Genomic DNA, 13,304 nt, shown 5'->3' with positions numbered 1-13,304 from the left:
CTTCGCCGGCAGATAGCAGCGCCGCGCGTCTTTATCGCTCGAATGGTTCGCCGAGCGAAGCAACGCCGTTCAGTTTCAGCAGGCGACGGTCGGCGGAGATGATGCCGAGCACGATGATCGTGACAAGATAGGGCAGGCTCGACAGCAGCTGCGAGGGAACATCCAGTCCGGTTGCCTGGGCTGCAAGCCCCATCAGCGAGACCGCCCCGAAGAGGCAGGCGCCGAGGAAGATACGGCCGGTGAGCCAAGTCCCGAAGACGACAAGGGCGATGGCGATCCAGCCGCGGCCGGCGATCATTCCATCGGCCCAGAGCGGTGTGTAGACCACCGACGCATAGGCACCGGCGAAGCCCGCCATGGCGCCGCCGAAGGCGATGGCGAGGACGCGGACTGAGATGACCGGATAACCGATGGCATGCGCGGCCTTGGGGTTCTCGCCGACAGCGCGGACGATGAGACCGAGCTTGGTGTAGGCAAATATGGCCCAGAGGGCGAGGGTCGCGGCGAGCGAAATCCACACGACGATGTCCTGGACGAAAAGGCCGCCGATAACCGGCAGTTCCGAAAGTCCGGGAAGGGCGAGCTTCGGAAGTCCTCTGACGGTGAGGCTTTCATAGGTCTTGCCGAAAAGTGCCGAGAGGCCCTGGCCGAGAATGCCGATGGCAAGGCCCGCCGCCACCTGGTTTGCCCGGAATCCGAGGGTGACGAAGGCGAAGAGCAGGGAAAGGACAGCGCCGCCGAACCCGGCGACGACGAAGCCCAGGAGATGTCCGCCGCCCTGATAGACGACGATGAAGGCGAGCACGGCGCCGAAGGCCATCAATCCCTCGACCCCGAGGTTGAGGACGCCGGCGCGCTCGGCCACCAGTTCGCCGAGGGCTGCGAGAAGAAACGGTGTCGCCGCCGCAAGCATGCCGGCAAGAATGAACTCGATGGCGTTCATGACGGGCTCCGGTGGGCGGCGCGGCGCCATTCGAGGCGGTAGCGCACGAAGGCGACGGCGATGAGATAGGCGAGCAGCAGACTGCCTTGGAAGACGCGGACGGCGGCGATCGGCAGGCCGGCCGAGACCATGGCATTGTCGCCACCGATATAGATGACCGCCATGACCAGCGCCGAGACCACGATGCCGATCGGGTGCAGGCCACCGAGATAGGCGACGATGATGGCCGCATAGCCATAACCGCTCGCGACCGAACGCTGCAGCTGGCCGAGCGGACCGGCGACTTCGGCAGCACCGGCAAGACCGGCGGCAAAGCCGCCGATCAGCAGCGACAGCCAGATTGCCCAACCCTCCTTGAAGCCGGCATAGCCGGCAGCCCGCGGCGCCAAGCCGCCGACCTGCAGCTTGTAGCCGATGAAGCTCTTCTGCATGAAGACCCAGGCGGCAACCAACAAAGCGAGCGTAATCAGGAAAGAGACGTTGAGGCGGGTCCCGGAAATCAGGGTCGGGACCATCGCATCATACTGGAACATCACCGACTGGGGGAAGTTGAAGCCGTTCGGATCCTTCCAGGGGCCGAGCAGCAGATAGTTCAGCAGCTGCGCCGCAACGAGGCTCAGCATCAGCGAAACGAGGATCTCGTTGGCGTTGAGGCGCACGCGCCAGAAGGCGGTGAGAGAGGCCCAGAGCGCGCCGCCGATGGCGCCGAGCAGCAGCATCGCCGGCCAGATCCACTGGCCCGTTGCCTGAGGAAACCAGACCGGAATGGCCGAGGCGAAGATCGCGCCGAGAATGAACTGGCCTTCGGCGCCGATATTGAAGACCTTGGCGCGAAAGCCGATCGCCAGTCCCTGCGCGATCAGCAGGAGCGGGCCTGCCTTTAAGAGCACTTCCGAAAATGACGCCCAGGAGAGGAAGGGCTCGAAAAGCATCGCGTAGAGGACCGCGACCGGGTCACGGCCCATCAGGATGTAAAGGCCGAGGTTGAGCGCGATCGCTATGACAAGCGCCATGACGGGCGCAAGCAGGCTCGCGGCAAGCGAGGCGCGCTCCCGGCGCACCAGGGTGGGAACGAAAGCAGGGGACCAAGCGCTCATAGACGGACTTTCTCGGGTGAGGCTTGTGCCCCGATCATGTATCGGCCGATCTCTTCGGGCTGTGTGTCCCGCGTTTTTAGCGGCGGGCTGAGCCGGCCGTGATGCAGCACCTGGATGGAATCGCAGAGCTCGAACAGCTCTTCCAGCTCTTCGGAAATAACAAGGATCGCCATGCCCTGATTGCGCAATGCGACCAGACGGCTGCGAATGGCGGATGCGGCGCCGATATCGACGCCCCAGGTCGGCTGCGCCACGAACAGCAATTTGGGAGCCAGCATGATTTCCCGGCCGACGATGAATTTCTGCAGATTGCCGCCGGAAAGCGTCCCGGCTTCCGCATCCGGGCCGGGTGTGCGGACATCATACTGACGGATACAATCCTCGGTGAACGCCGTCGCCCGCGCCTTGTCGAGAAGACCATGGCGCAAAAGCTTCAGCGGATGGGCCGTCAGCAGGCTGTTGAGGATAAGCGACATTTCGGGCACGGCGCCGCGTCCGAGCCGGTCCTCCGGAACGAAGGCAAATCCAAGCGTCCGTCGCGCCGCGGCATCGAGCCTGCCGACATCCATCCCCATCATGTAGATCCGGTCGCGCTGGTCGCGCCCCAGCACCGTCTCGCCCGAGACCAACGCGGCAAGCTCGCTTTGGCCGTTGCCCGAAATACCGGCGATCCCCAGAATTTCACCGGCATGCACTTCGAGGCTGATGCCGGAGAGCGACACCGCAAAGGGATCGTCCGGCTGATAGTCCAGACCGATGATCTCCAGCCGCTTTTCCCCGCCGGACAGCGGCAGCGCCGACAAGGGTTCGGGCATGTCGCGGCCGATCATCATGCGGGCAAGGTCATGGGCATCATGTTCACGCGGGTCGACATTCCCGGTCACGCGGCCGCCGCGCAGAATGGTCGCCCGGTCGCAGATTGCCCGGATTTCCTCGAGCTTGTGGGAGATCAACAGGATGGAAACGCCGCCGTCGCGCAGCCGGCGCAGCGTGTCGAACAGCTTCTCCACCAGTTGCGGCGGCAGGACGGAGGTGGGTTCGTCGAGGATCAGCAGCTTCGGATCGGTCATCAGGCTTCGGATGATCTCCACCCGTTGCCGCTCGCCGACGGACAGCGCATGCACGTGGGCGAGCGGGTCGACTTCCAGGCCGAACTCCCGTCCAAGCGTCCGGATGCGTTCGTTGAGCTCAGCCTTGCGGCCCGGCACGACCAGCCGAATATTCTCCAGGACGGTCAGGGTCTCGAACAGCGAAAAATGCTGGAAGACCATGCCGATACCGTTGCGCCTTGCCTCCGCCGGAGAGGCGAGGCGCAAGGGTTTTCCTTCCCAGACGACGTCTCCGTCATCCGGTTGCTCGACGCCGTAGATCAGCTTCATCAGCGTCGATTTTCCCGCGCCATTTTCTCCGAGAATCGCATGGATCGATTGCGGAGCCACGTCCAGATCGATGGCCTGGTTGGCGTGAATCTGGCCGTAGCTCTTCGAAATGCCGCGCAGCGACAGGAGCGGGGTCGTCATGACTTATTTCGGCAGCGGCGTGGACACGCCCTTGACGTGCCAATTCATGGCGATGATCTCGGGGTCGGCCATGGTCGCGCCGGATGCGACGCCTTCGCTGCCGTCGGCCTTGGCGATCGGCCCGGTGAAGGGCGAGAAGCTGCCGTCGGCGATCTTTGCCTCGATTTCCTTGATCTTGGTCATGACGTCAGCCGGAATATCCGGATTCCAGTCGACCACCTCGACGACCTTGTCGGCGACGCCGAGGAAGGCATTGGCGCCCTTGAAGGTACCGGCGAGATGGGCATCGACCGAAGCTTTGAAGAATGGTGACCAATCCGTCGCGACGCAGCCGAGATAGGTCTTCGGCGCATATTTCTTCATCGAAGAATTGAGGTTGAAGGCATAGACGCCGGCTTCCTCGCAGGCCGAGATGACGGACGGCGTGTCCTGGGCGTTGGAGAAGATCACGTCGCACTTCTGCGCAATCAGCGCCTTGGCGGCTTCCTGCTCCTTGGCCGGGTCGAACCAGGAGTTGACCCAGACGACCGAGACTTCGATGTCGGGCTTGACCGCCTGGGCGCCGAGCGTGAAGGCATTGATCGAGGTGATGAGCTCGGGGATGGCAAAAGCCGAAACGGAGCCGAGCTTGCCGGTCTTGGAAAGCGCTGCCGCTGCCATGCCGAGCAGATAGGTACCCTGGAAATATTTGGCGGCGAAAGGCGAGAAGTTCGGAGCGACCTGGAAGCCGGAAGCATGCAGGACCGTAACGCTCGGATCGCGGCGGGCGATCTGCAGGGCGCCGTTCTGATAGCCGAAAGAGCCGGCGACCAGGAACTTGTTTCCGTCGGCGACAGTCTTGTTCATGATGCGGTCGGCATCCGGGCCTTCGGCGATATTCTCAAGCACGGTGACCTTCACCTTGTCGCCGTAAGCGGCCTTGATCGGCTCGAGGCCGGCGGCCAGTGCATGTCCCCAGCCGACATCGCCGATCGGCGAAGGGACGACGAGGGTGATGCCGAGCGGCGCGTCGGCGGCCAAAGCAAGGCGGCTGCCGAGCACACCGGCAAGGCCGGTGGCGGCAGCGGCCGTCATCAGGTTTCTGCGGGTCAGTTTGGTCATGGTCTCAGTTCCCTCTTTTGGTTTTCTAGAATTTCACGGCGGATAGGGCAGCTTCCGCTTCGGCAGCCAGCTTGGCCTCGTCGAGCCCGGGGAATTCGCCCTTCTGCCAGACGATGCGGCCATTGATCATGGTTATGTCGGTCGCCATGCCGATGCCGACGCGGGCAATCAGGCTCAGCGGGTCGTGCCGCGTGCCGACATAATCCATGCGGCGGGTGTCGATCGCAAACAGGTCGGCGGCCATGCCGGGCGCCAGTCGGCCGATATCGCGCCGGCCAAGCAGGCTGGCACCCCCTGACGTGCCGTAGCCGAGGAAATCGACCGGCGGCGGCACGGGGTGGGTGCGGGTGGAGGAGACGAGGCACTGCAGCATGTAGGCGGAGTGCAGGCAGTGCATCAGGTTGGAATTGTCGTTGGAGGCAGCACCGTCGCAGCCGAGGCCGACGCGCAGGCCGAAAGCGGCCATGGCGGGAATATCGGTGACTTCTGCGCCGACCAGATAGACGGGTTCCGGGCAGTGCGCCACCCCGGTGCCACTGGCCGCCATCTTCCTGAGTTCGTCGTGGGTCAACTCCCAGCAATGGGCATAGAAGGCGTCGGGTCCGGCAAAACCGAGGTCTTCGAGATAATCCACCGTGCGCATGCCGTGACGCGCCTGAATGACCGGACTTTCGCCCTCGCCGACATGCGTGTGCATCATGACCCCGCGATCACGCGCCAATGCCACCGATTCCACGAACGTCTCACGGTAGCAGTTCACCGGCTGGCAGGGTGCGACCACGACCTGGCGCATGCTGAAGCGGCTGGTATCGTGATAGGTCTCGATCAGCCGGGCGCAGTCGGCGATGAATTCGTCCGTCGTTTCCAGCATCTCGTCGGGAATGGTCGAGCCTTCCGACTTCGGCAGGGTGTTGCCGCCGCGGCCGGCATGGAAACGCATGCCGAGCAGCTCGGCCGCTTCGAACTGGCGATCGATCAGCCGCTTCCCGGCATGCCGGGGGAAATTATACTGGTGATCCAAGGCCGTGGTGCAGCCATGCTTGATCATCTCGGCCATCGCGGTGACGGAGGAGTGGTAAAAGCACTCCTCGTTGAGCTGAGAAAAGATCGGGTAGATGCGGTCGAGCCACTCGATCACCGAGAGCTTCGTCCAGTCGAGATCGGCGCGGTTGCGCACGAAGCACTGGAAGAAGTGATGATGGGTGTTGACCAGGCCTGGATAGACGAACCAGCCGGCAGCATCCTGAACGGTCGTGCCGGGAGGCAGTGCGTCCGCCGCGAGATTTTCGCCGATCGCCACGATCTCTGGGCCGCTGGTCAGCAGATCGACATTGCGATGGACGACCGGTCCCTTGCCCTCGTCGACGATCACGGCCGCGCAATTCTTCAGGAGGTAGCCGGCCATCATCACGCCTCGCCCGGTTCGATCTGGGGTTCGGGCTTCAATTCGTGCAGCCGGTGAATGCCTGGCATCTCGATGAAGTTGTCGAGGGCGCGCAGCGCTCGGGACCAGAGCCGGATGGCGGGATAGGAATCCAGTATGACACCGCCATCGGGGGCCAGCGCCACATAAGGGAAGCAGGCGATATCGGCAATTGTCGGCCGGTCGGCTGCGAGGAAACGCATGCCGCGAAGGCCCTGCTCGACAAGCCCGGCCTCAAGTTCGCGAAGCGCGGCGATGCCCTGGGCCTGCAGCGCGCCGATATCGCCCGGCCGCAGCAGCATTTCGTGAAGCCGCGCTGCCCCGAGGCTTGCCGTCAGCCGGCCGGAGAACGACAGCCACTGCTGCACCCGCGCCGCTTCCTCGGCCCTGCCGCCGCCGAGCCATTCGGGTGCTGCCTTGGCGGCGAGATAGACGAGAATGGCCGAGGATTCGGTCAGGATCAGGTCGCCATCCTCCAGGATCGGAATCGAGCCTGCCGGGTTGAGCGCAAGCAGCTCGGGGCCGCGATGCTCGGCGCCGGGATGAAAATCTACCGGGCGGAGTTCCAGCTTCACTCCGGTCAGCGCCGCCATAAGGCGCACCTTGTAGCAGCTCGGCGAGAGAATGTAGTCGTAGAGCTTCATTGCGCCACCAGCTGTGCGCCATAGGTATAATTGTGGCGCTTCAGCCAGCGCCGGTAGGCGATCGATGTCAGATCGGCCCGCGTCGGGATTTCCATGCCGGGGTCGAGCGGCAGCAGCCGCGGAATCTGATTTTCGAGGATCGAACGGTCCTGCAGAAAGATCGTCTGCTGGAAGTGGATGAGGTCGGTCATCGCGGTCTCGTCGTCAAAGAGCGCCATCCATGGCCAGACGTCGCAGAGGTCCTCGGCCAGCGGCTGCACGAAAAGCGTGATGACATCCCATTCGCTCGGGCGCGGCGGGCAGGTTTTGTAAAGCACGGAGCAGGTCGGTGCCGGCACGCGGTACATATATTCCGTGGTGATGCCGCCGCTTGCCGACTTGGCAGCCTGCGGCTGGTAAAATTTCACCTGCGTCGCCCAGACCTCGTCTTCTTCCTCGCGGATATCGACCTTGTAGTTCTGAACCTCGGTGTGCGGCTCGGCGCCGAGAATGTCGGTGTGGACGAAGGGGAAATGGGCGATGTCGAGAAAATTCTCGACGGCACGCAGCGGCGAGCAGCGCACCCGCACCACGCCGACATCGACGAAGCGGCGGCCGGGCTGGTCGGCCTCGGGAATCGGGAAAAGTTCCTTCTTCGGCGCGCCGAGGGAGGACCAGACATGACCGTAACGCACGCGCACCGGCAGTACACGGCCGTCGCCGCACGTCACCTTGGCATTACCGTCGCCATCGCGCGCCACTTCGATCGGCTCGCCCATCAGTGCCGTCCTGCGACCAGCGCCGTCGAGCTGGCTGAAGAGCCCGACCGGATACCATTCGTCGGTCATCGCCTGCATGGTCATTGGCCGATCTCCTTCCTCTGAAGATCCTCGGCCCGGCGGCGCAGGCTCTCGGCGGCCCGCGAAGCGCCAATGCCCGCCGCGGGGCCGGTGTCCGCCTTCAGCAGCACGTGCATCAGCGTCTGTCCATCTTCTTGAGCGGACAATAGCAGACAGATGGTCCCGGTTGTTACGTCGAACTCGAGCAAACCCTCGGGACTTGCCTTCGCGCCAGCAGCCGCCTCAATCGCCTCAATGCCGGCCAACGCCGTCAGCGAACGCAGGGGAATGAGGCCCTCAAGCCGCGGCGGCTTCGCAGCCGGCGTGCCCACGGCGACCCAGATCACGTTGTCCGCCTCCTCTACGTCATGGGTGGCGACGCGGATGGTTTCCGGTGGCGCCAGCCCTGGATGGGCCGGAATGCGGAGACAGTTTCCGGCCTGACCATAACTCCAGCCGTGATAGATGCAGGAGAGCGCCTCGCCGCGCACGAAGCCGTGAGACAGACGCATGCCGCGATGCGGACAGCGATCGGCCGATGCCGATATGCACCCGGAAGCGCTGCGCCACAGGGCAATCGATCCGGCTGCCGTCCGTGCCGTCATGACGGTGCCGGCGGGCAAATCCCGGGACAGAGCGACTGGCGTCCAAAAGCCGGTCGTAGCGGATGGCATGACTAGAGTTCCCAAACAAAATCATATGCTTGCCGAGCACGTCCCGCCTCCGCATCGAGGCAATTCCGCTCAACCTTATCAGGTTTGCATAATTATTTCGCATTGGCAACATTGAGTAAATAATATGCACGGCGCAAAATACACGGTAGCCGGTACTAGGCTCTTTCGCCGATGATCGTCGTGCGTTCTATGCCCTCGACCCATACGTCGATAGGCCCGAGAGAGCATCCCATCTCCATCATGTCGATCAGCTCCTCCGGCCCGGCAACCTCAAGTTCGATCCGCATGGGACTCGTATGAGAGATGGTGTGCGACAGCCCAAGCTTGGCGGCGTGGCGCCGGATCCAGGGGACAAAGGAGGCGGCCTCGAGATCACCGACGATCGTCATCCGTTCCAGGAGGTGGCTTGTATCTTGTCCCGTCATCACGCTCGCTCTTGCTTCCCCATACTATAACGCCTGGATGACCGTGCGGAAGGGGTCATCGTCAAGGCGAGGATGCTCGGCCGATCATGACGTGCTGCATTGACAAGCCTCTTCCGCTCAGGTCTACTGGTCCACTTACCGGACCAGTAGACCTGAGCGCGGGGAGGGGGAAAAGCAATGGATGTTCGAGCAATGCTCGAAGACGACGTTGCGACGCTCGGCGGAGCGCCGAAGAAGTCGATGAAAGACTTCGTCGTCCAGAAGATTGCGACCTTCATAGCGACGGGCATCCTCAAAGTGGGCGATCCCTTGCCAAGCGAGCGCGAATTGGCTTCCGCGCTGTCGGTCAGCCGCGAGACCGTCCGTGGCGCGATCCTCATCCTTTCCACGCATGGGATTCTCTCCGTCGCCCATGGGACCCGAACCGTGGTGGCATCGGAGGATGTCGGCGAATTGGCTGTCCAGGCTGCGCGGTATCGCGACATTGCGGCCTACAGTCTCGACAATGTTCATGAGGCGCGACTTCTCATCGAAGCGCAGGTCGTCAGGGCTGCCGCGGTCAAGATGGAGCCCTCGACGCTTGACTATCTCCGCAAGTCGATCGCAGCACAGGAGGCCGCCTGTGACGATCCTGTCCGTTTCTTGATATGCGACCGGGAATTTCACACCGCTATCTACCGTTCCAGCGGCAACGCGGTGCTGGCTGATATGGCCGCCGACCTCTATTCCTACCTTCTCAGCCACCGAAGGCGCGTCGTATCGCAGCCCGGTAGCATCGCCACCAGCATCGCCGATCACCGGATGATCCTTGCCGGCCTGGAGACGCGGGACCCGGATGCTGCGGCTGCGGCCTTCGCAATCCACGAAACCCGTATTTATACGACGACCAAGTTACTCTTCTCGTAGTTCGCAGGGAGGCGAAACACGATGCATATTCTCATTATCGGCGCGGGAGGAATGATCGGCCGGAAGCTCGCCGCCACACTGGGGCGCAGCGGTTTCCTCGGCGGAGATACAATCACGCGCATGACGCTTGTGGATGTAACGCTTCCGCCGGTGCCCGCCGACATCTCCGTGCCGGCGGAAGCGCTGGCGGCCGATATTTCCGAAAGCGACGCAGCGGCGGCACTTGCGGCGGGTCGGGCCGATGTGATCTTCCATCTCGCCGCGATCGTTTCCGGCGAAGCCGAGCGCAATTTCGACCTCGGCTATCGGGTCAATCTCGACGGCACGCGAGCCTTGCTGGAAGCGATCCGCCGGGAAGGCAGTCGCCAAGCCTATGTCCCCCGTTTCGTCTTCTCCTCGTCGATCGCGGTCTATGGCGCGCCGTTTCCCGATCCCATTCCCGATGACTACGTGCTGGCGCCCCTCACCAGCTACGGAGTCCAGAAAGCGATATCGGAGCTTCTGCTTGCCGACTATTCGCGCCGCGGCTTCGTGGACGGCATCGGAATTCGGTTGCCGACCATCGTCATCCGCCCCGGCGCGCCGAACGCCGCCGCATCGGGCTTCTTTTCCGGAATCCTGCGGGAACCGCTCGCAGGCCAGCGTGCCGTTCTGCCGGTCGAAGAAACGGTCAAGCACTGGCTGGCGAGCCCGCGTTCGGCCGTCAGCTTCCTGATCCATGCCGCCACGCTCGATACAGCGTCGCTCGGTGTCCGGCGCACGCTCACCATGCCAGGGGTTGCCGCCACCGTTGCCGACCAGATTGATGCGCTGCGCCGTGCCGCCGGCCCCGAAGCGGCGGATTTGATCGATCGGCGCCGCGACGAGGTCATTGAGGAGATCGTCGCCGGATGGCCGAAATCCTTTACGCCGCAACGCGCGGCGCAACTCGGATTTACCGCCGAAAGCAGCGTCGACGAGCTGATCGAGGTCTACCTCGCCGAAGATGCTCCGGGTGCATCCCGATGAGGTTGGGGAGACGGCGCGAGCGGGATCATGCGGCAGGGGCCTGACGAGGCACCCCCACAGATGCGGGATTGCCGTGCTTGAAGAACTTGAGAGAGAAGATTACGGCCGCCGGCAAGACATAACGACAATACGAATACATAGCATGTAGCGCTCGATATCTGGGAGGAGAGAGTATGGCAGGCGTTCAATTCGCGGATGTGCGGAAATCATTCGGTGCATTTCCGGTCATCAAAGGCGTGGATATCGATATCGCCGACGGTGAGTTCGTGATCCTGGTCGGCCCCTCGGGTTGCGGCAAATCCACCCTGCTGCGGATGCTGGCCGGACTTGAGAACATTTCCGGCGGCGAGATCAAGATCGGCGGGCGCGTGGTCAACACGCTGCCGCCCAAGGATCGCGACATCGCCATGGTGTTCCAGAACTATGCGCTCTATCCGCATATGACGGTGCAGCAGAACATGGGCTTCTCGCTGATGTTGAACAAGGCGCCGAAGGCGGAAGCCGAGAAGCGGGTGAAATATGCCGCCGGCATCCTTGGTCTCGACAAATTGCTCGACCGTTATCCGCGCCAGCTTTCCGGCGGCCAGCGCCAGCGTGTCGCCATGGGGCGGGCGATCGTGCGCGATCCGGAAGTCTTCCTGTTCGACGAACCGCTCTCCAATCTCGACGCCAAGCTGCGCGTCGCCATGCGCGCCGAGATCAAGGAGCTGCACCAGCGGCTGAAAACGACGACAGTCTACGTCACCCACGACCAGATCGAAGCGATGACCATGGCCGACAAGATCGTCGTCATGCATGACGGCGTCGTCGAGCAGGTCGGCACGCCGCTCGAGCTCTACGACAAACCGGCCAATCTCTTCGTCGGCGGCTTCATCGGCTCGCCGGCGATGAACATGATCAAGGGCCGGCTCGATCCGGAGAACCCGACACGATTCAGGGCACCCGACGGCACCGCGCTGCCGGTCGCCAATCCGCCCGCCGACGCCATCGGCCGCGATCTCGTCTATGGGCTTCGCCCGGAATACATCCTGCTCGATGCCAATGGCCTGCCCGGTGAAATCGTGGTGATCGAGCCGACCGGCTACGAGACGCATCTTATCCTCAAGCTCGGCGGCAGCGACCTCAGCTGCGTCTTCCGCGAACGTGTCAACGCGCGGCCGGGCGAAACCCTGCGCGTTGCGATCGACGCCGCGCATGTTCATCTCTTCGATGCCGAGAGCGGCCGGAGATTGACCGACTGAGGCCGGCCGGCGGCGGCGCGGGGCGGAGGAGCCCTCTCGTTGCCTGCAGGCAGGCACACATCCCCTCTCAGGGATGCAATGAGCGGCGTTCACCAAGCGGGAGGTGAGTGCCGGCAAGTTCGTACCCGCTTTTTTTGATGAGGAGGAATCTCATGAGGATCAGAAGACGTGACTTTCTTGCCGCCTCGGCTGCCGTCGCCGGCGCCGCCGGCCTCGGCATCCGGCCATCCCTGGCGCAGGCCGAGCCGACTTACACGCCGGAAAGCGGCGCCAGCCTTCGCCTGCTGCGCTGGACACCGTTCGTCAAGGGCGACGAGGAGGCATGGCTTGCCAACACCAAGAAATTCACCGAAGCGACCGGCGTCGAGGTGCGCATCGACAAGGAAAGCTGGGAGGACATCCGCCCGAAGGCCGCCGTCGCCGCCAATGTCGGCTCCGGCCCCGACCTCATCATGTGCTGGTTCGACGACGCCCACCAATATCCCGACAAGCTGGTCGATCTGACCGAACTCGGCAATTATCTCGGCAACAAGTATGAGGGTTGGTACGACGGCGTGAAGGGTTATGCCACACGCGGCGACACCTTCATCGCCATGCCGCTGACGGCGATCGGCAATGCCGTCGTCTATCGCGACAGCCACGTGAAGGCTGCCGGTTTCAACGAATTCCCCAATGATACCGCAGGCTTCCTCGAGCTTTGCAAGGCGATGAAGGCAAAGGGCACGCCGGCCGGCTTCCCGCACGGCAAGGCAGTCGGCGACGGCAACAACTATGCCCATTGGCTGCTGTGGAGCCATAACGGCATGATGGTCGACGAAAGCGGCAAGGTAACGATCAACAGCCCGGAAACGCTGGCGTCGATCAACTATGCCAAGGAGCTCTATGCGACCTTCATCCCCGGCACCGAAAGCTGGCAGGACGTCAACAACAACCGCGCCTTCCTCGCCGGCCAGGTTTCGCTGATCGCCAACGGCGTCTCGGTCTATTACACCGCCAAGAACGACCCGAAGCTCGCCGAGATCGCCAAGGACATCCGCACGACGAACTTCCCGATTGGTCCTGTCGGCAAAAGCGTGGAACTTTGCCAGACGAGTTCGCTGCTTCTCTTCAAGCACAGCAAATATCCGGAAGCGGCCAAGGCCTACATCAAGTTCATGATGGAAGCCGACCAGATGAATGCGTGGATCCAGGGCTCCAGCGCCTATTGCTGCCAGCCGCTCAAGGCCTTCGCCAAGAACCCGATCTGGACAGCCGATCCGGTCCACGCGCCCTATGCGCGCGCCTCGGAAAAGCTGCGCCCGAACGGCTATGCCGGCCCGCTCGGTTATGCCTCGGCAGCGACCATGGCCGACTACGTTCTGGTCGACATGTATGCGGCTGCCGTTACCGGCCAGATGTCGCCGGAAGACGCGATGAAGGAAGCCGAACGCCGGGCAAACCGCTACTATCGCGTCTGAGCCACACCTCGAACAAGCGGCATGCCGGCCTTCGGCATGCCGCAAGA

13 protein-coding genes are annotated in these 13,304 nt (G+C 63.2%); 4 read left to right on the top strand and 9 right to left on the bottom strand.

All coding sequences use genetic code 11. From position 1 onward, the window contains the following. Positions 1 to 31: 31 nt before the first annotated feature. From EEQ99_RS00630 to EEQ99_RS00590, 9 genes are all read right to left on the bottom strand, one after another. The gene (locus EEQ99_RS00630) at positions 32 to 943 is read right to left on the bottom strand and encodes an ABC transporter permease (RefSeq protein WP_025554754.1); all 912 of its coding nucleotides are present in this window, start codon (positions 941 to 943) and stop codon (positions 32 to 34) included. Continuing rightward, complete coding sequence (locus tag EEQ99_RS00625; RefSeq protein WP_127429860.1) at positions 940 to 2,040, bottom strand: ABC transporter permease; 1,101 nt, start codon at positions 2,038 to 2,040, stop codon at positions 940 to 942. The genes EEQ99_RS00630 and EEQ99_RS00625 overlap by 4 nt, the downstream gene beginning before the upstream one ends. Then, positions 2,037 to 3,560 carry an ABC transporter ATP-binding protein gene (locus tag EEQ99_RS00620; protein WP_127429859.1) on the bottom strand — a complete coding sequence of 508 codons (1,524 nt, stop codon included), beginning with the start codon at positions 3,558 to 3,560 and terminating at the stop codon, positions 2,037 to 2,039. Before EEQ99_RS00620 ends, EEQ99_RS00625 begins: the two co-directional genes overlap by 4 nt. A 3-nt stretch (positions 3,561 to 3,563) precedes the next feature. After that, positions 3,564 to 4,661, bottom strand: coding sequence for a BMP family ABC transporter substrate-binding protein (locus EEQ99_RS00615; RefSeq protein ID WP_025554779.1), 1,098 nt, complete (start codon positions 4,659 to 4,661; stop codon positions 3,564 to 3,566). Between the two features lie 25 nt (positions 4,662 to 4,686). Next, positions 4,687 to 6,066, bottom strand: a complete 1,380-nt coding sequence (locus EEQ99_RS00610; RefSeq protein WP_127429858.1) for an amidohydrolase — start codon at positions 6,064 to 6,066, stop codon at positions 4,687 to 4,689. A gap of 2 nt (positions 6,067 to 6,068) precedes the next feature. Further along, a complete protein-coding gene (locus EEQ99_RS00605) occupies positions 6,069 to 6,728 on the bottom strand; it encodes a glutathione S-transferase family protein (protein WP_028756311.1) in 660 nt (219 codons plus the stop codon). Then, on the bottom strand, positions 6,725 to 7,570 hold the full coding sequence (locus EEQ99_RS00600) for an aromatic ring-hydroxylating oxygenase subunit alpha (protein ID WP_127429857.1): 846 nt from the start codon (positions 7,568 to 7,570) through the stop codon (positions 6,725 to 6,727). Before EEQ99_RS00600 ends, EEQ99_RS00605 begins: the two co-directional genes overlap by 4 nt. Further along, positions 7,567 to 8,220 (bottom strand): Rieske 2Fe-2S domain-containing protein, encoded by a 654-nt coding sequence (locus EEQ99_RS00595; RefSeq protein ID WP_127429856.1) that lies wholly within the window; start codon positions 8,218 to 8,220, stop codon positions 7,567 to 7,569. Before EEQ99_RS00595 ends, EEQ99_RS00600 begins: the two co-directional genes overlap by 4 nt. 155 nt (positions 8,221 to 8,375) lie before the next feature. Continuing rightward, a complete protein-coding gene (locus tag EEQ99_RS00590) occupies positions 8,376 to 8,645 on the bottom strand; it encodes an acylphosphatase (protein WP_047612016.1) in 270 nt (89 codons plus the stop codon). 177 nt (positions 8,646 to 8,822) lie between these two features. Here EEQ99_RS00590 and EEQ99_RS00585 point away from each other — a divergent pair, with 177 nt between their 5' ends. The 4 genes from EEQ99_RS00585 (at position 8,823) to EEQ99_RS00570 (ending at position 13,257) form a co-directional block, all read left to right on the top strand. Beyond that, a complete protein-coding gene (locus tag EEQ99_RS00585; protein ID WP_025554837.1) occupies positions 8,823 to 9,551 on the top strand; it encodes a FadR/GntR family transcriptional regulator in 729 nt (242 codons plus the stop codon). Positions 9,552 to 9,572: 21 nt separating this feature from the next. Then, on the top strand, positions 9,573 to 10,559 hold the full coding sequence (denD, locus tag EEQ99_RS00580; RefSeq protein WP_097542585.1) for a D-erythronate dehydrogenase: 987 nt from the start codon (positions 9,573 to 9,575) through the stop codon (positions 10,557 to 10,559). Between the two features lie 173 nt (positions 10,560 to 10,732). Then, a complete protein-coding gene (locus EEQ99_RS00575) occupies positions 10,733 to 11,800 on the top strand; it encodes an ABC transporter ATP-binding protein (RefSeq protein ID WP_025570637.1) in 1,068 nt (355 codons plus the stop codon). 152 nt (positions 11,801 to 11,952) lie between these two features. Next, on the top strand, positions 11,953 to 13,257 hold the full coding sequence (locus tag EEQ99_RS00570; RefSeq protein ID WP_025570636.1) for an ABC transporter substrate-binding protein: 1,305 nt from the start codon (positions 11,953 to 11,955) through the stop codon (positions 13,255 to 13,257). Positions 13,258 to 13,304 lie beyond the last annotated feature (47 nt).

This window comes from Rhizobium anhuiense, from assembly GCF_003985145.1.
Classification (GTDB): Bacteria; Pseudomonadota; Alphaproteobacteria; order Rhizobiales; family Rhizobiaceae; genus Rhizobium; species Rhizobium anhuiense.
This window is presented reverse-complemented; position numbering and strand designations above follow the sequence as displayed.